This window comes from Pseudomonas sp. 8_5_2 (genome assembly GCF_059295255.1).
The window spans coordinates 4,805,128-4,824,146 of sequence record NZ_CM181238.1; the positions used below are offsets into that span (position 1 = coordinate 4,805,128).

General features: G+C 64.4%; 20 protein-coding genes. 12 read left to right on the top strand and 8 right to left on the bottom strand.

The annotated features are described in order from the left end of the window. Positions 1 to 2: 2 nt before the first annotated feature. The gene (locus tag AC5O5R_RS21975) at positions 3 to 593 is read right to left on the bottom strand and encodes a sigma-E factor negative regulatory protein (RefSeq protein ID WP_172223533.1); all 591 of its coding nucleotides are present in this window, start codon (positions 591 to 593) and stop codon (positions 3 to 5) included. A 31-nt stretch (positions 594 to 624) separates the two neighbouring features. Further along, positions 625 to 1,206 carry an RNA polymerase sigma factor RpoE/AlgU gene (gene rpoE / locus AC5O5R_RS21980; protein ID WP_003252049.1) on the bottom strand — a complete coding sequence of 194 codons (582 nt, stop codon included), beginning with the start codon at positions 1,204 to 1,206 and terminating at the stop codon, positions 625 to 627. 435 nt (positions 1,207 to 1,641) lie between these two features. On the opposite strand from rpoE, the gene nadB reads away from it, so the two are divergent. Next, positions 1,642 to 3,246 (top strand): L-aspartate oxidase, encoded by a 1,605-nt coding sequence (nadB, locus tag AC5O5R_RS21985; RefSeq protein ID WP_172223529.1) that lies wholly within the window; start codon positions 1,642 to 1,644, stop codon positions 3,244 to 3,246. 133 nt (positions 3,247 to 3,379) lie between these two features. On the opposite strand, the gene AC5O5R_RS21990 is transcribed toward nadB, so the two are convergent. Both AC5O5R_RS21990 and AC5O5R_RS21995 read right to left on the bottom strand, forming a co-directional pair. Further along, positions 3,380 to 3,844, bottom strand: coding sequence for a protein YgfX (locus AC5O5R_RS21990; protein WP_172223525.1), 465 nt, complete (start codon positions 3,842 to 3,844; stop codon positions 3,380 to 3,382). Further along, complete coding sequence (locus AC5O5R_RS21995) at positions 3,828 to 4,082, bottom strand: FAD assembly factor SdhE (protein WP_172223520.1); 255 nt, start codon at positions 4,080 to 4,082, stop codon at positions 3,828 to 3,830. The genes AC5O5R_RS21990 and AC5O5R_RS21995 overlap by 17 nt, the downstream gene beginning before the upstream one ends. Before the next feature lie 133 nt (positions 4,083 to 4,215). On the opposite strand from AC5O5R_RS21995, the gene ygfZ reads away from it, so the two are divergent. Together ygfZ and AC5O5R_RS22005 are read left to right on the top strand one after the other, a co-directional pair. Then, complete coding sequence (gene ygfZ / locus AC5O5R_RS22000; RefSeq protein WP_172223517.1) at positions 4,216 to 5,157, top strand: CAF17-like 4Fe-4S cluster assembly/insertion protein YgfZ; 942 nt, start codon at positions 4,216 to 4,218, stop codon at positions 5,155 to 5,157. Positions 5,158 to 5,212: 55 nt separating this feature from the next. After that, entirely contained in the window at positions 5,213 to 6,019 is an 807-nt protein-coding gene (locus tag AC5O5R_RS22005; protein ID WP_172223514.1) for an HDOD domain-containing protein, read from the top strand. A 64-nt stretch (positions 6,020 to 6,083) separates the two neighbouring features. On the opposite strand, the gene AC5O5R_RS22010 is transcribed toward AC5O5R_RS22005, so the two are convergent. Further along, positions 6,084 to 7,463 (bottom strand): sensor histidine kinase, encoded by a 1,380-nt coding sequence (locus AC5O5R_RS22010; RefSeq protein WP_172232647.1) that lies wholly within the window; start codon positions 7,461 to 7,463, stop codon positions 6,084 to 6,086. Beyond that, a complete protein-coding gene (locus AC5O5R_RS22015; RefSeq protein WP_172232650.1) occupies positions 7,456 to 8,127 on the bottom strand; it encodes a response regulator in 672 nt (223 codons plus the stop codon). Before AC5O5R_RS22015 ends, AC5O5R_RS22010 begins: the two co-directional genes overlap by 8 nt. 200 nt (positions 8,128 to 8,327) lie before the next feature. Between AC5O5R_RS22015 and AC5O5R_RS22020 the strand changes: the two genes are divergently transcribed. The 5 genes from AC5O5R_RS22020 (at position 8,328) to AC5O5R_RS22040 (ending at position 13,823) form a co-directional block, all read left to right on the top strand. Beyond that, entirely contained in the window at positions 8,328 to 9,617 is a 1,290-nt protein-coding gene (locus AC5O5R_RS22020) for an OprD family porin (protein WP_494514746.1), read from the top strand. A 46-nt stretch (positions 9,618 to 9,663) separates the two neighbouring features. Beyond that, positions 9,664 to 10,644 carry a Bug family tripartite tricarboxylate transporter substrate binding protein gene (locus AC5O5R_RS22025; RefSeq protein WP_172233235.1) on the top strand — a complete coding sequence of 327 codons (981 nt, stop codon included), beginning with the start codon at positions 9,664 to 9,666 and terminating at the stop codon, positions 10,642 to 10,644. A 178-nt stretch (positions 10,645 to 10,822) separates the two neighbouring features. Further along, positions 10,823 to 11,281, top strand: coding sequence for a tripartite tricarboxylate transporter TctB family protein (locus tag AC5O5R_RS22030; protein ID WP_172233160.1), 459 nt, complete (start codon positions 10,823 to 10,825; stop codon positions 11,279 to 11,281). Positions 11,282 to 11,284: 3 nt separating this feature from the next. Further along, positions 11,285 to 12,799, top strand: a complete 1,515-nt coding sequence (locus AC5O5R_RS22035; protein ID WP_172233157.1) for a tripartite tricarboxylate transporter permease — start codon at positions 11,285 to 11,287, stop codon at positions 12,797 to 12,799. Continuing rightward, positions 12,792 to 13,823 carry an AbrB family transcriptional regulator gene (locus tag AC5O5R_RS22040; RefSeq protein ID WP_494514747.1) on the top strand — a complete coding sequence of 344 codons (1,032 nt, stop codon included), beginning with the start codon at positions 12,792 to 12,794 and terminating at the stop codon, positions 13,821 to 13,823. The genes AC5O5R_RS22035 and AC5O5R_RS22040 overlap by 8 nt, the downstream gene beginning before the upstream one ends. 45 nt (positions 13,824 to 13,868) lie before the next feature. Here the strand turns inward: AC5O5R_RS22040 and ung are convergent, their stop codons facing one another. After that, positions 13,869 to 14,561, bottom strand: a complete 693-nt coding sequence (gene ung / locus AC5O5R_RS22045; protein ID WP_172227084.1) for a uracil-DNA glycosylase — start codon at positions 14,559 to 14,561, stop codon at positions 13,869 to 13,871. A 126-nt stretch (positions 14,562 to 14,687) separates the two neighbouring features. Between ung and dspII the strand changes: the two genes are divergently transcribed. Next, on the top strand, positions 14,688 to 15,794 hold the full coding sequence (gene dspII, locus AC5O5R_RS22050) for an enoyl-CoA hydratase/isomerase DspII (protein WP_172227081.1): 1,107 nt from the start codon (positions 14,688 to 14,690) through the stop codon (positions 15,792 to 15,794). Positions 15,795 to 15,838: 44 nt separating this feature from the next. Here the strand turns inward: dspII and AC5O5R_RS22055 are convergent, their stop codons facing one another. Further along, positions 15,839 to 16,285 (bottom strand): hypothetical protein, encoded by a 447-nt coding sequence (locus AC5O5R_RS22055; protein ID WP_172227078.1) that lies wholly within the window; start codon positions 16,283 to 16,285, stop codon positions 15,839 to 15,841. A gap of 211 nt (positions 16,286 to 16,496) precedes the next feature. Between AC5O5R_RS22055 and AC5O5R_RS22060 the strand changes: the two genes are divergently transcribed. Genes AC5O5R_RS22060 through AC5O5R_RS22070 form a run of 3 tightly spaced genes read left to right on the top strand, consistent with a single transcriptional unit; the run spans position 16,497 to position 18,884 of the window. After that, positions 16,497 to 17,978 (top strand): sensor domain-containing diguanylate cyclase, encoded by a 1,482-nt coding sequence (locus tag AC5O5R_RS22060; protein WP_172227075.1) that lies wholly within the window; start codon positions 16,497 to 16,499, stop codon positions 17,976 to 17,978. Beyond that, positions 17,971 to 18,183 carry a cysteine-rich CWC family protein gene (locus AC5O5R_RS22065; protein ID WP_172227053.1) on the top strand — a complete coding sequence of 71 codons (213 nt, stop codon included), beginning with the start codon at positions 17,971 to 17,973 and terminating at the stop codon, positions 18,181 to 18,183. Before AC5O5R_RS22060 ends, AC5O5R_RS22065 begins: the two co-directional genes overlap by 8 nt. Positions 18,184 to 18,191: 8 nt before the next feature. Next, positions 18,192 to 18,884, top strand: coding sequence for a pseudouridine synthase (locus AC5O5R_RS22070; RefSeq protein WP_172227050.1), 693 nt, complete (start codon positions 18,192 to 18,194; stop codon positions 18,882 to 18,884). Positions 18,885 to 19,019 lie beyond the last annotated feature (135 nt).

Below are 19,019 nucleotides of genomic sequence, written 5' to 3' on the forward strand. Positions count from 1 at the left end.
ACTTAACGGTTTTCCAGGCTGGCAGCGCGGGCATACGGCAAGGCGGTTTCAGTGCCCTTGAGCGCAGATTCCTGGGCGTGCTGGCGCAGATAGCCTGGCAGACGCTGATCCCATCCGGCCTGGTTCTGCAACACGCCGTTGGCCATTGGCCCGGTCGGTTGCTCACTGCTTTCACTATAGCCTGCCAGAACGGCCGGGCCCTGGGCTTGCGGCACGCTCAGACCCTGCTGGGCAGGTTGCTGGGCAGCCAGCTCGGCGCCGGTGATTTCGTCCTGGTTGTACATACGTACACCGGCCAGCACGGCCACGGTGACCGAGGCAGCAACCGCCAGGCGGCCAATGCTGCGCCACGGGCCTTTGTTGACCTTGGCCGGCACGGCTTCGTCAGCCAGCGCCGCAGACACCGCCGAGGCGATATCCAGGTTCGGCAGCAGCAGCTCCTTGTGCATGGCTGCACGGGCAACCTGGTAACGCGACCAGGTGGCACGGGTTTCGGCATTGTCGACGGCGCTCAGCACCCGACGCAGTTCCAGTTCGTCCGCTTCGTTATCCATCACCGCGGACAGCGATTCCTGCAAAGCTTCACGACTCATGGCGGTTCCTCTCTTGGCTGTCGCCGCTGTCTCAGGTTTCCTGCAACAACGGCTGCAGGGCTTTATCTATGGCCTCCCGAGCGCGGAAGATTCGAGAGCGCACGGTACCCACCGGACATTGCATGACACTCGCAATGTCTTCGTAACTCAGTCCGTCGAACTCGCGCAGGGTCAACGCCGTGCGCAGGTCTTCAGGCAGTTGCTGGATGGTGCGATGGACAGTGCCTTCGATTTCATCCCGCAACAACGAGCGCTCTGGGGACTCGAGATCCTTGAGACCATGATCGCCGTCATAAAACTCCGCATCCTCGGAGCTCACATCGCTGTCTGGCGGCCGTCTTCCACGGGACACCAGGTAGTTCTTCGCCGTGTTGATGGCGATGCGGTACAGCCACGTATAAAACGCACTGTCGCCGCGGAAGTTGCCAAGCGCACGGTAGGCCTTGATGAAGGCTTCCTGTGCTACATCCTGGGCCTCGTGGGTATCGTGAACGAACCGCACGATCAACCCGAGAATCTTGTGCTGATACTTCAGCACCAACAGATCGAACGCTCGCCTGTCACCGCGCTGCACGCGCTCGACAAGCTGCTGATCCTCTTCCTGGGTTAGCATGAACACTCCTCGGTGAACTCGAAGGAGCGCTGCATCAGCCATCGTTCAGGCTTGCAACCATAGACTCGGGCTTTGCGCAAAAGTTCTCCCCTCCAAGCAAGTTTCCTGCAGCCCTTGGTCGGCTTGCACGGAAGACGCGGCGCGGGCACGGCCGGCTACGTCGATAATCAGGTTTCGAATACGCAGGTACAGCCCGGAAAAGGCCTGCCACCCTGCGTCGCCGCGGCAAACTGTGGCGTGCGGGCAGCCTTCATAGGATTTCCGGGCATACCGGAAAGTTCCCGCAAAGGTTGTCGCGAACTGGCGGGCGGCATGGAAATTGGCCACCCGGGGCTGCTATAAAGGCTACCCGGCCAAGTTTAACGATAGTTTCACATTGCCATCGGCGCGTGACTATTGTGCCGTGCCCCTCCCGAAGATTACTAGTGTCCCGACATGAGCCAACAATTCCAACATGATGTCCTGGTGATCGGCAGCGGTGCCGCCGGTCTCAGCCTGGCACTGAACCTCCCCAGCCACCTGCGCGTCGCCGTGCTCAGCAAGGGCGACCTGGCCAACGGCTCGACCTTCTGGGCCCAGGGCGGTGTTGCAGCGGTGCTGGACAATACCGATACCGTACAGTCGCATGTCGAGGATACCCTCAATGCTGGCGGCGGCCTGTGCCATGAAGATGCGGTACGTTTTACCGTCGAGCACAGCCGCGAGGCCATCCAGTGGCTGATCGAGCAAGGCGTGCCCTTTACCCGCGACGAGCACAACAGCGTCGACGACGGCGGCTTCGAGTTCCACCTGACCCGCGAAGGCGGCCATAGCCACCGGCGCATCATTCACGCTGCCGACGCCACCGGTGCAGCAATTTTCACCACGCTGCTGGCCCAGGCCCGCCTGCGCCCGAATATCCAGTTGCTGGAGCAGCGTGTGGCGGTCGACCTGATCACCGAGCGCCGCCTGGGCCTGCCCGGCGAGCGCTGCCTGGGCGCCTATGTGCTCGACCGCAATACCGGTGAGGTAGATACCTTCGGCGCACGCTTCACGGTACTGGCCACGGGCGGTGCGGCCAAAGTCTACCTGTACACCAGCAACCCCGATGGCGCCTGCGGCGACGGCATTGCCATGGCCTGGCGCGCGGGGTGCCGGGTGGCGAACCTGGAATTCAACCAGTTCCACCCGACGTGCCTGTACCACCCGCAAGCCAAGAGCTTCCTGGTTACCGAAGCCCTGCGCGGCGAGGGTGCCCTGCTGCGCCTGCCCAATGGCGAGCGCTTCATGCCACGTTTCGATCCGCGTGAAGAACTGGCCCCGCGCGACATCGTGGCGCGTGCCATCGACCACGAGATGAAGCGCCTGGGCGTGGACTGCGTGTACCTGGACATCACCCACAAGCCCGCCGACTTCATCAAGAGCCACTTCCCAACCGTGTACGAACGCTGCCTGGGCTTTGGCATCGACATCACCCGCCAGCCGATCCCGGTGGTGCCAGCCGCGCACTACACCTGTGGCGGGGTTATGGTCGATGACCGCGGGCATACCGACGTACCAGGCCTGTACGCCATCGGCGAGACCAGCTTTACCGGCCTGCACGGCGCCAACCGCATGGCCAGCAACTCGTTGCTGGAATGCTTCGTGTATGGCCGCGCGGCGGCTGCGGACATCCAGGCGAACCTGGAGCAAGTGGCGATGCCCCAGGCCTTGCCTGGGTGGGACGCCAGCCAGGTTACAGATTCGGACGAAGACGTGATCATTGCGCACAACTGGGACGAATTGCGGCGATTCATGTGGGACTATGTCGGCATCGTGCGCACCAGCAAGCGCCTGCAGCGGGCCCAGCACCGCATTCGCCTGCTGCTGGACGAAATCGACGAGTTCTACAGCAATTACAAGGTCAGCCGGGACCTGATCGAGCTGCGTAATCTGGCGCAGGTGGCCGAGCTGATGATTTTGTCGGCGATGCAGCGCAAGGAAAGCCGGGGGTTGCATTACACCCTGGATTACCCGGGAATGCTGGATGAGGCGAGGGATACGGTGCTGAGTCCTTTGTGAGAGGGGGGCTGGGCTAGCGTGCGGGTTGAGACCGGCAGTTGCCCGCCTTGCCATCTCCAGCGCCTGTGAAATCGAGTGCCGCGCGGGCGGCGCTCGATTTCACAGGCGCCGAAAATGCCATGGTGAACACCTGTCAGCCCTGACCCGCCCCCACATCAGCCCAACGTCGCCGACTGAACTTCAACCGCACCCGCAATCGCCGATGCTCATCCGGCCTCAGCGCATCGCGCAGCACACACTGGCTCTCCCCCACACACCGCCCGGGCCGCACAAAACGCAACACCACCAACCCCGGTACCGCCACGCTGTCGCGACACAACCGCACCGGCTGCCAGCCACGCGCGCGGCTGAACACCTGCCAGCCGCGCATATCACGGCGCAGGCCGACAACGGCATGTTCATGGGTCAACAGAATTCGTCGGGGAATGGCGCAGCCAGCGTGGGCAATGCAGGCGGCGAGCACAGAAACGGCCAGCCACCCAGGCAGCGGGCTCGCACACACGGCAAGCCATGCCAGCACCTGACAGGTCAGGTAGGCCGCCAGCAGCAGGCGCGAGCCCTGCCAGCGGCACTCGAAGCACTCACTTGGGCTGGACACGGTCCAGAATGATGCGGACCATGCGCTGCAGCTCCGGGTCTTCGGACTCGGTACGCTCCATGAACCAGCCGAACATGTCCTGATCCTCACAGCTCAACAGGCGCACATACAGCTCGCGGTCAGTCTCGTTGAGGGTGGCGTACACTTCCTGGGTGAAAGGCACCAGCAGCACGTCCAGCTCCAGCATGCCGCGGCGGCTGTGCCAGAAAAGCCGGTTGAGTTCAGTTTGTTCGACCATGGGGCCCTCCTCGAATGGCCGGCCAGTATACAGCCAGGCGAGCGAAGCGGCACCGGGCGTTGGTCTAGTCACCTACCTATTTTGTTACCGGCGTTCTATGATGGCCGCCAGTCTTTAGCCACCGCGATGACCCATGGCCGATTCCGCTTTCTTCTGCCCCCTGTCCCACGAGGGCATCCTCGCCGTCCGCGGCTCCGATGCAGGCAAGTTCCTGCAAGGCCAGCTGACCTGCAACATCAACTATCTCAGCCCTGAATACGCCAGCCTCGGCGCCCGCTGCATGGTCAAGGGGCGCATGCAGTCAAGCTTCCGCATCCTGCCAGAAGGCAACGGCTACCTGCTGGCCATGGCCAGCGAGCTGCTAGACGCGCAATTGGCTGACCTGAAAAAGTACGCCGTGTTCTCCAAGGCCACGCTGACCGATGAAAGTGCCGCCTGGGCACGCTTCGGCCTGCAGGGTGGCGACACTGCACTGCAGTCGCTGGGGCTCGATGTGCCCGCAGACGCCGGCAGCACCGCGCGCCATGACGGCCTGATCGCCATCGCAGTGTCGGCGGGCCGCGTGGAACTGTGGGTACCTGCAGACAGCGCCGCCAGAGTGCGCCAGGCACTGGCCGGCGCCCTTCCCGAAGGCACCCTCGACGACTGGTTGCTGGGGCAGATCCGCGCCGGTATCGGCCAGGTCATGGGGCCAACCCGCGAGCTGTTCATCCCGCAGATGATCAACCTGCAGGCAGTTGACGGTGTCAGCTTCAAGAAGGGCTGCTACACCGGCCAGGAAATCGTCGCGCGCATGCAGTACCTGGGCAAGCTCAAACGCCGCCAGTACCGCCTGGCACTGGACCAGCAGGCTGCCCCCGCCCCGGGTGCCGAGATATTCTCGCCTACCCATGGCTCGTCGGTCGGTGAGGTGGTGCTGGCTGCCAATAATGGCGCGGGCTGCGAACTGCTCGCGGTGCTCAGCGCCGATGCGGTGGCCGACGACAATCTTCACCTGGGCAGCCTGGAAGGCCCGCGCCTGCAGGTGCTGACCCTGCCCTACGAACTGGACCGCGACCAGGAAATCCTGCGCTGACCAGCCTGCCCCGCCCCTGCGGCGGGGCCGCACCACCACTGCGGTAGACAAGCCCATGAACAAGCTGGCCGAGATGGTTCAAGCACAATTGCTTGATGCCATCGAAAAGGATGACCTGGTCCTGCCGACACTGCCCGAGGTTGCCTTGAGCATCCGCGAGGCAGCGGAAGACAGCGAGATCAGCGTAGCGGCCCTGAGCAAGGTAATCGGTCGCGATGCGGCCCTTTCAGCGCGCCTGATCAAGGTAGTCAACAGCCCATTGCTGCGCGCCGCGGTCGAGGTCACCGACCTGCATACCGCTATCACGCGGCTGGGGATCAATTACAGCTGCAACCTGGCCATCGGCCTGGTAATCGAACAGATTTTCCACGCACGGGCGCCGGCGGTTGAGCATAAACTGCGCGATATCTGGGCAAACAGCCTGGAAGTTGCCGGTATCAGCTATGAAGTCTGCCGTCGCTTCACCCAGCTCAAACCCGACCAGGCCACCCTTGGCGGGCTGGTCAACCAGATTGGCGCCCTGCCGGTGCTGATCTATGCCGAAGAGCACAACGAACTGTTGTCGGACCCGGTGTGCCTGCACTATGTGATCGAGCAGATTCAGCCGGTGCTGGGCGACAAGATCCTCAAGGCGTGGGAGTTTCCCGAGCAGTTGGTGAGCCTGCCAAGCCAGATCCAGGACCTGGACCGGCAGACCGACAAGGTCGATTACATCGACATCGTGCAGATCGCCCGCTGCATCAGCCAGCGCGGCCGCAACCGGCCGCTGGCAGCGCTGCCGGCGTACCGCCACCTGGGGTTGCCGTTCGGCACCGAACTGGAGGTGGATGAGCTGCTGGAGGCGCGGAGCATGTTGCGCTGAGCCTGTGCTGGCCTCTTCGCGGCAATCCGGTTCACCCGCGAAGAGGCCAGCACAGGCAAACCCATCAGTCGGCAATAAAGCTCACCCGCACCCGCAACCCACCATTGGCTCCATCATGCAGGCTCACCTGCGCCAGATGCGCCCGGCAGATTTCGCCAACAATCGCCAGGCCAAGCCCGCTACCCTGCGCGCTACGCCGATAGAAACGTTCGAACACCCGTTCGCGCTCGGCCTCGGGAATCCCCGGCCCATCGTCCTCGACCTCCAGCACCGCCGGCGCCAATACCCGCAGAATCACATTGCCGCCCGCCGGTGTATGCGCCAGGGCATTGTCCACCAGGTTGCTCAGCAGCTCGTTGAGCAGCGTCGGCTCCCCCTTCAGCCATACCGGCGCCTCGGCCTCGAGCGCCAGCGCGACCCCGCGCTTGTGGGCCAGCGGCGCCATGGCCATGCCCAGCTCACGGGCCAGCTGGCTCAAGTCCAGGCGCTGCGCGCCGCCCTCGGCAATCGCCCGCGCACCGTTCTCGACCCGCGCCAGCGACAGCAGCTGGTTAGCCAGGTGGGTCAGGCGATCGGTACCCTGGGCCGCAGATTCCAGGGTCTGCCGCCACTCCTGCGGCTCGGAAGAGCGCAGGCCCAACTCGACCCGGGCCTTCAGCGCCGCCAGTGGTGTACGCAGCTCATGTGCGGCGTCGGCGATGAACTGCGCCTGGCGCTCGAACTGGCCGCGCAAGCGCTCGGTAAAGTGGTTCAAGGCCCGTACCAGCGGACCCAGCTCGCGCTGCACCTGTACCACCGGCAGGGCCCGCAGGTCGTCCGGCTGGCGCTCTTCCACCGCTGTGCGCAGGCGCTCCAGCGGCCGCAGCGCTGCACTCACGGCAAACCACACCATCACCAGCGCACCCAGTGCCAGCATCCCCAGGCGCAACAGGGTATCGGCCATCAGCCCGCGAGCCATGCGCACCCGCGCTTCCTCTGTTTCGGCAACGCGAATTTCCGCCATGCCGTTCATGTTCGGCTCGCTGACCGCCTTCAGCAGGCTGACCACGCGCACGTCCTGGCCCAGGTAGGTGGCGTTGTAGAACCGCGCCAGCGCCGGGTAGTCGTCGGTGCGGGGGGTGCCCGCAGGTGGTGCAGGCAGGTTCTCGTAGCCGGAAATCAGCCGCTGCTTGATATCCAGCACCTGATAGTAGATCCGCCCGGCGCTGTCATAGGCGAAGGTATCCAGGGCCACGTAGGGCACGTCCGCACTCAGCGAGCCATCGCGTTGCGACAGACCGGCGGCGATGGTCCGCGCCGACGCCAGCAGTGTGCGGTCGTAGGCGGTGTCGGCGGCCTCTCGGCCGTTCCAGTACGCGCTCAGGCCGCTGGCCAGCATCAGCACCACCAGCAACAGGGCCAGATTGCCCAGCAAGCGCCCGCGCAGGCTACCGTTGTCACGCATCGCGATGCTCGAGCAGGTAGCCCAGGCCGCGGAAGGTGACAATGGCCACCGGGTGGCCGTCCAGCTTCTTGCGCAGGCGGTGGATGTAGATTTCGATGGCGTCGGGGCTGGCCTCTTCGTCCAGGCCGAACACCTGGGCGGCCAGTTGCTCCTTGCTCATCACGCGGCCCGGCCGGGCGATCAGCGCTTCCAGCACGCTCTGTTCGCGCGAGGTCAGGGTCAGGTTGTCGTCACCGAGCGAGAAACGCCGTGTGTCGAGGTCGTACACCAGCGGCCCACAGCGTTGCTGGCGCTCACCACCGAGCACGCTGCGGCGCAGCAGGGCCTTCACCCGGGCCTCCAGCTCGGTCAGCTCGAACGGCTTGGCCAGGTAGTCGTCGGCCCCCAGGTTCAAGCCATGCACCCGGTCCTTGACGTCGCTGCGCGCGGTCAGCATCAGCACCGGCACGGTCTTGCCGCGGCCACGCAGGCGCGCCAGCACCTCGAAGCCATCCATGCGCGGCAAGCCGACATCCAGCACGACCACCGCATATTCCTCACTGGCCAAGGCCAGGTCGGCAGCCACGCCGTCATGCAGCACATCCACGGTCAGGCCGTGGCTCTTCAGGGCCTGGGCCACGCTTTCGGCCAGTTGCAGATGGTCTTCGACCAGCAGCACACGCATCGGTTTCTCCCTGCTCGGGTGGGGCGGTGGCGCGGAGTGTACCGCTGTACTCAGGCCTGTGAAGCCCCTGGTAACAAACCTTTCTCACTGAAAGGTTAGCGAAAGGTTCGTTGCCTAGCATCGCACCACGGTCGCTCCTCGCGCCGAAAAAAGCACCAGCAAGGTGCAACGAATAAGAACAATAAACGGAGTCATCATCGATGCTGTCATCGCAGCCGCAGGCGTTCGCGCCTACCCGTTCCTTTGCCGCACGCCCCTCTGCCATCGCCAGCGCCCTTGCGCTTGCCGGTGTTGCCCCGATGAGCCAGGCCGCCTTCTTCGAAGACAGCACAGCCACCTTCGAAACCCGAAACATGTACTTCAACCGCGACTTCCGCGACGGCACCAGCGCGCAACAATCCAAGCGCGACGAGTGGGCCCAGGGTTTCATCCTCAACTTCGAGTCCGGCTACACCGATGGCACCGTAGGCTTTGGCCTGGATGCGCTGGGCATGCTCGGCATCAAGCTCGACTCCAGCCCCGACCGCACCGACAGCGGCCTGCTGCCGACCCACGATAATGGCAAGGCTGCCGACGAGTACTCCAAACTCGGGCTGACCGGCAAGGTCAAGATCTCGCAGACCGAACTGAAGATCGGCACCCTGATCCCCGAACTGCCGACCCTGCAGCCCAACGATGGGCGGATCCTGCCGCAAACCTTCGAAGGCGGCCTGCTTACCTCGAAGGAGATCAAGGGCCTGACGTTCACCGGTGGCCGCCTGGACAAGGCCAAGGACCGCAACGACACCAACTGGGAAGACCTGGCCCTGAACAACAAGAACGGCCGCTTTGGTGGCTCGTTCAGCGCCGACAACCTGGCCCTGGGTGGCCTGGACTACCAGTTCACCGACCGCATCACCGGCAGCTACCACTTCGCCCAGCTCGACGATATCTACCGCCAGCACTTCATCGGCATGGTCGCGACCCAGCCGTGGGGCCCGGGTACCTTCGGCGCCGACCTGCGCCTGGCAGTCAGTGACGACGCCGGCGCCGCCAAGGCCGGCAACATCGACAACACCACGGTCAACGGCATGCTCAGCTACAGCCTGGGCGGACACAAGGTCAGCGGTGCCTGGCAGCAGTTGTCCGGCGACAGCGCCTTCCCGTATGTCGATGGCGCCGACCCGTATCTGGTCAACTTCGTCCAGATCAACGACTTTGCCGGTGCCGACGAGCGTTCCTGGCAGGCGCGCTACGACTACAACTTTGCCGCGCTCGGCGTACCTGGCCTGACCTTCATGACCCGCTACATCAGCGGCGACAACGTCAGCCGCGCCGCCGGTGGTGAAGGCAAGGAGTGGGAGCGCAATACCGAACTGAAGTACGTGGTACAAAGCGGCGCGCTGAAAAACGTCGCCGTGCGCCTGCGCAACGCCACCTTCCGCTCCAACTTCGCCCGGGATGCCGACGAAGTGCGGCTGCTGGTGAGCTACAGCGTGGCGCTGTGGTAAGCCAATAGCGATAACCCGATAACAACAACGCTCACGGAGATCGACGATGACCTTTTCACTGCGCCGCCTTGTCCTCGCTACCGGCTGCCTGCTGCTGGCCGGCAACGCCCTCGCTGCCGAACCGAAACGCCCCGAATGCATCGCCCCGGCCTCGCCGGGCGGTGGCTTCGACCTGACCTGCAAGCTGGTGCAAAGCGCCTTGGTGCAGGAAAAGATCCTCAGCAAGCCGATGCGCGTCACCTACATGCCCGGCGGTGTCGGCGCCGTGGCGTACAACGCCGTGGTTGCCCAGCGCCCGGGCGATGCCGGCACCCTGGTGGCCTGGTCCAGCGGCTCGTTGCTGAACCTGGCCCAGGGCAAGTTCGGCCGCTTTGACGAGAACGCAGTCAAATGGCTGGCTGCGGTCGGCACCAGCTACGGCGCCATCGCGGTGAAAAGCGACTCGCCCTACAAAACCCTCGATGACCTGGTCGCGGCGCTGAAGAAAGACCCGAGCAAGGTCGTGATCGGCTCCGGCGGCACCGTCGGCAGCCAGGACTGGATGCAGACCGCGCTGATCGCCAAGGCCGCCGGCATCAACCCGCGTGACCTGCGCTACGTGGCCCTGGAAGGCGGCGGCGAGATCGCCACGGCACTGCTGGGTGGGCACATCCAGGTCGGTTCGACGGACATCTCCGACTCCATGCCGCATATCCAGAGCGGCAACATGCGCATCCTGGCGGTGTTCTCGGAAAAACGCCTGGACGAGCCGGAAATGAAGGACATCCCTACCGCCAAGGAGCAGGGCTACGACATCGTCTGGCCGGTGGTGCGCGGCTTCTACCTGGGGCCAAAGGTGAGCGACGAGGACTACGCCTGGTGGAAGGCCTCGTTCGACAAGATGCTGGCCTCGGAAGACTTCGCCAAGCTGCGTGACCAGCGCGAACTGTTCCCGTTCGCCATGACCGGTGAAGAGCTGGACGGCTATGTGAAGAAGCAAGTGGCTGACTACAAGGCACTGGCCAAGGAATTCGGCCTGGTCCAGTAAGCCTCCAACGACACCCGCTCTTTGTAGGAGCGGCCTTGTGTCGCGAAAGGGCTGCAAAGCAGCCCCAGCGATTTGTGCACCGCTGCTGGAATCGTGGGGCCGCTTCGCAGCCCTTTCGCGACACAAGGCCGCTCCTACAAAGGATCTGCGTCTTGCCGAACAACAAGAGGATTCCTTGATGATCCTGCAACGCATCTTCGCCCTGGCCCTGCTGGCGGTGTGCGCCGTCCTGGCCGTGATGGCCTGGCCCTACCAGGCGGCGTTTTCCTATGAACCGGTAGGCCCGCGCGCCTACCCACTGTTGATGCTGGGCCTGATGGGCCTGGGTTTGCTGTACCTGGCGTTCCGCCCTACGCCCATCGTGCGCAAGGACGATGAGCCCGAGCTGGACCGCCACACCCTGATCAAGATCGCCGCCTGCGTCGGCCTGCTGCTGGTCTTTGCCGCCACCTTCGAACCCCTGGGCTTTATCCTCAGCGCCATCCTCGTCGGTCTGCCAATGGCCCGCCTGTACGGCGGTCGCTGGCTGCACAGCGCCATCGTGGTGGTCGGCATGAGCGTGTTCCTCTACTGGCTGTTCGACCGCGTGATGGACGTGCCCCTGCCCCTTGGCCTGCTGAGCGTACTGGAGAACTGACACATGGATACCTTGAGCTACCTGGGCCAGGGCTTCGGCGTCGCCCTGTCCCCCTACAACCTGGTCACGGCCCTGTCCGGCACCCTTATCGGCACCGTGGTCGGCCTGCTGCCGGGCCTGGGTCCGATCAACGGCGTGGCCCTGCTGATCCCCATCGCCTTCGCCCTGGGCCTGCCGCCGGAGTCGGCGCTGATCCTGCTGGCGGCGGTGTACCTGGGTTGCGAGTACGGCGGGCGTATCAGCTCGATCCTGCTGAACATCCCGGGCGAAGCCTCGACCGTGATGACCACCCTGGACGGCTACCCGATGGCGCGCAAGGGCCTGGCGGGCGTGGCCCTGTCGTTGTCGGCATGGAGTTCGTTCATCGGCGCCTTCATTGCCACCTGCGGCATGGTGCTGTTCGCCCCGCTGCTGGCGAAATGGGCAATCGCCTTCGGGCCGGCGGAATACTTCGTGCTGATGGTTTTCGCCATCGTCGCCCTGGGCGGCATGGCGGGTGACAAGCCGCTGAAGACCTTCATCGCCGCCTTGATCGGCCTGTTCCTTTCGGCAGTCGGTATCGATGCCAACAGCGGTGTGTACCGTTTCACCGGTGACAGCGTGCACCTGGCCGACGGCATCCAGTTCGTGGTGCTGGTACTGGGCCTGTTCTCCATCAGCGAAATCCTCTTGCTGCTGGAAAAGACCCACCATGGCCACCAGGCGGTCAAGGCCACCGGGCGCATGCTGTTCAACTTCAAGGAAGCGGCTTCGGTGTTCGCGGTCAACATCCGTTGCGGCCTGCTTGGCTTCATCATGGGCGTGCTGCCCGGCGCGGGCGCGACACTGGCCAGTGCCGTTGCCTACATGACCGAGAAGCGCCTGGCGGGTGACAAAGGCGAGTTCGGCAAAGGTGACGCTCGCGGCCTGGCCGCCCCGGAAACCGCCATTGGCGCCTCCTGCTGTGGCGCCCTGGTACCGATGCTGACACTGGGCGTGCCTGGATCGGGCACCACTGCGGTGATGATCGGCGCCCTGACGCTGTACAACATCACCCCGGGCCCACTGCTGTTCCAGCAGCAGCCCGACATTGTCTGGGGCCTGATCGCGTCGTTGTTCATCGCCAACATCATGCTGGTGATCCTCAATATCCCGATGATCCGCATCTTCACCCGCATCCTTGCCGTGCCGAACTGGGCGCTGGTGCCGGTGATCGCCATCATCACCGGTATCGGCGTGTACGCCGTGCATGCCACCACCTTCGACCTGTTCCTGATGGTCGGCATCGGCATCATGGGTTACATCCTGCGCAAGCTGGACTTCCCGCTGTCGCCGATTTTGCTCGGTTTCATCCTGGGCGGGCTGATGGAGCAGAACCTGCGCAGGGCGCTGTCGATTTCCAACGGTGAGCTGGGCATCCTCTGGTCGAGCCCGATCAGCATGTCGGTATGGGCACTGACCGTCTGCATGCTGACATTGCCGCTGCTGCGCAGCTGGCGCAAACGCAGCCAGCTGCGTCGGGCCATGGCCGATGCCTGATCGCGCGTTGCCGTTGTTTGTCGCAACCGGGCTGGTCGGCATTGCTGGCGGTTTTGCCGCCAGCAAGGTCGGCTGGCCTTTGCCGTGGATGGTCGGCTCGTTGCTGGCGATCATCCTGGTGCGCTGCCTGACACCCTGGCAGCTGCCGGAAATGCCCAATGGCCGCAAATGCGGGCAGTGGATCATCGGCATCGGCATTGGCCTGCATTTCACCCCTGCCGTAATCGAACAGGTGGCCAGCCATTTCGCGCTGATCTTCTTCGGCGCGCTGTTCACCACCTTGTCCAGCGTGATCAGCGTGTGGCTGTTGCGGCGCACCGGCGAGGACCGCGCCACCGCGTTCTTCGCCAGCATGCCCGGCGGTTCGGGGGAGATGGTCAACCTGGGCGCGCGCAATGGCGCGGTGCTCAGCCAGGTGGCGGCGGCGCAGAGCTTGCGCGTGCTGGCGGTGGTGCTGTGTGTGCCGGCATTGTTCAAGCTCTTGCTGGGCGATGGGGTGCCACTGAACCACACTGGCAGTGTCAGCTGGGGCTGGCTGGCGTTGATCGCCCCGCTGGGTGTGGTCGTTGCGTTGCTCTGGCAGCGCCTGCGCCAGCCCAACCCCTGGCTGTTCGGGCCATTGCTGGTGGCGGCAGCGGTGAGCCTGGCGGGCAACCTGCAGATCGCCCTGCCCAACGGCGCCGGCCAGATCGGCCAATGGCTGATCGGCAGCGGCCTGGCCTGCCACTTCAACCGCGCGTTCTTCCGCCGTGCCCCGTCGTTTCTCGGGCGCACCCTGCTGGCCACGGCGCTGTGCATGGCGATCGCCGCCAGTGCCGCGTGGGTACTGAGCGTGACGACCGCGCTGGACCTGCGCTCGCTGACACTGGGGATGATGCCGGGCGGGATTGCCGAGATGAGCCTGACGGCGGAAACCTTGCAGCTGTCGGTGCCGCTGGTGACGGCGTTGCAGGTGATGCGCTTGCTGTTTGTGCTGTTTCTGGCGGAGCCGTTGTTCCGCTTGTGGAACACAAACCCGGACTGACCGCGTCGCCTGCCCGCGAAGAGGGCGACACGGTATGTCAGGCAATCAAAGCGGCGGCAGTGCCCAGTTGATCGGCGCCAGCCCGCGCTGCTCGAGGAAGCCGTTGGCCCGGCTGAAATGCCCACACCCCAGGAACCCACGGTAAGCCGATAACGGCGACGGGTGCACCGACTTGAGCACCAGGTGCCTGGTCCCGTCGATCAGCTTCTGCTTGCTCTGCGCATGCGCGCCCCACAGCAGGAACACAACATTCGGGCATTGCTCGCTGACCACCTGAATGATCCGGTCGGTGAAGAACTCCCAACCCTTCTTCGCGTGCGACGCCGCATTGGCGCGCTCTACGGTCATGGTGGTGTTGAGCAGCAGCACGCCCTGCTCGGCCCAGCTCTGCAGGTAGCCATGGCTGGCAATCGGAATGTTCAGGTCGCGCTGCAACTCTTTGTAGATGTTCACCAGCGAGGGTGGCGTGGCAACCCCCGGCTGCACCGAGAAGCACAGGCCGTGGGCCTGCCCCGGCCCGTGGTACGGGTCCTGGCCGAGAATGACTACCTTCACCTGGTCCAGCGGTGTCGAGTTCAACGCATTGAAGATCAGCGGCCCTGGCGGGTAGATCTCCTTGCCAGCGGCGTATTCGCCACGCAGGAACTCACGCAGCTGATGCATGTAGGGCTGGTCGAACTCGTCGCGCAATGCGGCTTTCCAGCTGGGTTCGAGTTTGATGCGATCGTCTTCAGTCATGGGGCCATCCGTAAATAATGGCGCGACACTAGGTAAGCCCTCCCCGCTTGTCAAACGATCCGACCGACAACCGGCATGATCGGCCAGGCCAGCCATACTAGAGCGATGACTTGAGCGAGGTAGTCCATGGCCATTCATTGCGAGGTACTCACCGGCGCCGATGGCGCCCGCATCGGCATCGCCACCCTGAACGCGCCCATGGCGCTCAACGCCCTGAACCTGCCGATGATCGAGGTGCTGGGCGAACAGCTGCACGCCTGGGCCCGCGACCCGGGCATCGTTTGCGTGCTGCTGCGCGGCCAGGGGGCCAAGGCATTCTGCGCCGGCGGTGACGTGCGTGCGCTGGTGCAGGCCTGCCGCGACCACCCAGGCAGCGTGCCACCGCTGGCCGCCACCTTCTTCGCCGCCGAATACCGCCTGGACTTCGCCCTGCACACCTACCCCAAGCCCCTGCTGTGTTGGGGCCACGGGCATGTGCTGGGGGGTGGCATGGGGTTGCTGCAGGGCGCCAACATACGGGTGGTCACTCCCAGCAGCCGGCTGGCCATGCCGGAGATCAGTATCGGCCTGTATCCGGACGTAGGCGCCAGCTGGTTCCTCGCGCGCCTGCCCGGCAAGCTGGGGCTGTTCCTTGGCCTGACCGGCGCGCCGATCAACGCCCGTGACGCCTTGGATTTGAGCCTGGCCGACCGCTTCATGGGTGAACACCAGCAAGAAGCCTTGATCGAGGAGCTGCTGCAGCTGAACTGGCAGGAACAGACCGCCCTGCAACTCAACAGCCTGCTCAAGGCCGAGCAGCATCGCGCCTGCGCCGAATTACCTGCTGCGCAGTGGTTGCCACGGCGGCAGGTGATCGACAGCTTGCTCGACGTGGCAGATGCCGCCGGGGCATGGCGGGCGCTGGAAGCGCTGAAGCAGCATGACGACCCGCTGCTGGCAGACGCCGGCAAGCGCCTGCATGAAGGGTGCCCGCTGACTGCGCACCTGGTGTGGGAGCAGATTCACCGGGCGCGGCATATGTCATTGGCGCAGGTGTTCCAGATGGAATACAGCATGAGCCTGAACTGTTGCCGCCACCCGGAGTTCAGCGAAGGCGTGCGCGCCCGTTTGCTGGACAAGGACAACCAGCCGCGCTGGCACTGGCCGGACGTCGCGCAAGTGCCAACGGCGGTGGTGGAAGCGCATTTTGCCAAAGTGTGGGAGGGCCGGCATCCATTGGCCGACCTGGAATAGCGTGGGCAACCTGGGGCTGCGTTGCAGCCCAGGGTTAGGCTCAGCTAGCGCTGCCAGTTCCCCCCCTGCCCCTGCCCGCGCCGACCATCCCAGCGCCCGCCGTCATTGCCCTGCCGGTTGGAGTGCCGGTCACCATGCTGGTAACGCTGGCTGCCATCGCGGTAGTCGTGACGATCCCGGTCACGTCCATAGTCATTACGCTGACGGTTACCGTAGTCATAGCGCGGGTTACCGTGCCACTGGTTGGCTCCCGGGTGTGGCTGCGGCCGGTAATAAGGCGCTGGCGCCGAGCGGTAGTAGCGCGGGGCAGGCTGGTAGTAATAACGCGGTTGCGGCGTCACGTAATAACGGTCGGAACGGTAATATCCCGGCGACACATAGCGGTCGGTTGAGTAATAGTCCGAACGGTAATAACCCCCGCTTCCGTAGTAAGGGGCGCAGGCGGATGTCATCAGCCCGAGCAGGGCAATCAACAGGATTCGGTAGGACATGGCGGCCTCCTGGACCGCTGGAGTGCCCGAACAGCGGCGCTGGCGAGCGTCGATGCACAACGCGATCATCGACGTAGAATAAGACCGCGAGGCCGAGTTGCAGTGCCATTTACGCAACAAATTGATACAGGTGCGCTGGCCCAAAAAACTTGCAGTGATTTCCCGGCCATCTCACTAGAATAAGCGCCCTGGCACACATCACGGGAAGATCATGCCTTTACGTTCCGCTCTGTTTTCACAGCGTTCGCTGATCTTGACCCTGTTGCTGCTGCTGGCGTGCGGCTTCCTCGGCACTTCCCTGCTCAGCTACTTCGCCTCACGCAGCGCCATCCGCGACGGCATCATCAACACCGAGCTGCCGCTCACCTCCGACACGGTCTACTCGGAAATCCAGAAAGACCTGATTCGCCCGGTCCTGATCGCCTCGATGATGGCCCAGGACACCTTCCTGCGTGACTGGGTGCTGTCCGGTGAGCAGGATACCCGGCGCATGACCCGCTACCTTGGCGAGGTGATGGGCAAACAGGACACCTTCACGTCCTTTTTTGTCTCCAACCGTACCTTGACCTACTACCAGGCCAAGGGCGTGCTCAAGAAAGTCGAACCCGGCACCTGGCGCGATGCCTGGTACTTCCGCCTGCGCGAACTCAAGGCCCCCTACGAAATCAACGTCGACCTGGACATGGCCAATCAGGACAGCCTGACCGTGTTCATCAACTATCAGGTGCATGACTACCAGCAACGCTTCATCGGCGCCGCCGGGGTCGGGCTGAGCGTCTCGTCGGTGGTCAAGCTGATCGATCAGTACCAACGCCGCTACCAGCGTTCGGTGCTGTTCACCGACGCCAAGGGCAAGGTCCTGCTGACGGGCTCCGAAGGCGGCCCGCAGGGCTTGCGGGTCGGCCAGCCGCTCAGCGCCAACCCCGAACTGGATGACCTGCTGGCCGCGCAACCGGTACCCGGCGAAGGCAGCCACGAATACCGCGACAGCGATAACCACAGCCACTTTCTGAACGTGCGCCACCTGCCCGAGCTTGACTGGTACCTGCTGGTGGACAAGCGCGAAACCGGCGCCCTCGACCGAATCCGTCACTCGCTGTACCTGAACCTGGTCATCTGCGCGATGATCACCTTGGTGGTACTGGCGCTGATTCACGCCATGGTCCGCCGCCACCAGGCCAGCACCGAGGCGCTGGCCACCCTCGACAGCCTCACCGGCCTGCCCAACCGGCGCAGCTTCGACCTGCTGGCCGCCCAGGCCTTGCACGAAGCCCAGCGCGACAGTGGTCCGCTGGTAGCATTGCTGATCGACCTGGACCATTTCAAGGCGCTGAATGACACCCACGGCCACCTGGCAGGCGACGAAGTGCTGCGCCAGTTCGCCAATGTGCTGCAAGGCAGCCTGCGCCAGTCGGATATACTCTGCCGCTGGGGTGGCGAGGAATTCATCGTGCTGCTGCGTGAAGCCGAAGGCCGCCCGGCCATCGAAGTGGCGGAAAAGATCCGCCGGCGCACCGAGCAGCTGACCTTCAGCTACGACGACCAGCCGCTGCGCCTGACCACCAGCATCGGTCTGAGCAGCCTGCAACCTGGGGATACCTTGCATACCCTGCTGACCCGCGCCGACCGCGCGCTTTATCGTGCCAAGCAGGCCGGCCGCAACCGCGTCTGCAGTGAAACCGACCATGAATGATAGCCAATACTGCCCCGCTTGCGGTGCGCTCAACCAGTGCAGCCTGGCTGACCCGCGCCTCGCCACCCAGGCCTGCTGGTGCTACAGCGTGAGCATCGACCCGGCGGTGCTCCAGGCCCTGCCCGCCGAGTTGCGTGACAAAGCCTGCCTGTGCCCGCGCTGCGCAGCCGTTGAAGAACAACTCCGATCACCTGCCGCCGACTGACCCTTGCCATGCGCCTTGACCGTTTCCTCGCCAACCTGCCCAGCTACAACCGCCAGCAAGTCCGCCTGATGCTGGCGCAACGCCGTGTGCGGGTGGACGGCCAGGTGGTCAGCGACCCGCTGGCCGAGGTCCGCGAATTCAGCCGCGTCGAGCTGGACGACCAGTTGCTGCAGGCCGGCCGCCCGGCGCGCTACCTGATGCTGCACAAACCTGCGGGCTGCGTGAGCGCGACGCGCGACCCGCAACACCGCACTGTGCTCGACCTGCTGCCAGCCGCAATGCGTGATGACCTGCACATAGCTGGGCGCCTGGACTTCAACACCACCGGCCTGATGATCCTGACCAACGACGGGCAATGGTCGCGACGCCTGACCCAACCTGCCACCAAGCTGCCCAAGCATTACCTGGTGGAAACCGAGGACGAGATTGGCGAGCACTATGTCGCCAGGTTCCGGGAAGGGTTCTATTTTGCCTTCGAGGACCTCACCACCCAGCCTGCGCAGCTGGACATCCTTGGGCCGCGCCGGGCTCGCCTGGCAATCGTCGAAGGCCGTTATCACCAGGTCAAGCGCATGTTCGGCCATTTCGACAACAAGGTGGTGGGGCTGCATCGCGAGAGCATGGGGGCGATCCAGCTGGACCCGGGGTTGGCGCCCGGGGCCTTTCGTGAGCTGACGGTGGGTGAAATCGCCACTGTCTAGGGTGCCTGCCCTGCCCTGTTCGCGGGTAAACCCGCCCCTACAGGGACCTCGTCGCGCTCGAGAGCTGCGCTGGACCTGTGGGAGCGGGTTCACCCGCGAAAGGGCCGGAACAGACCGCAAAGGGTCGTCACACGA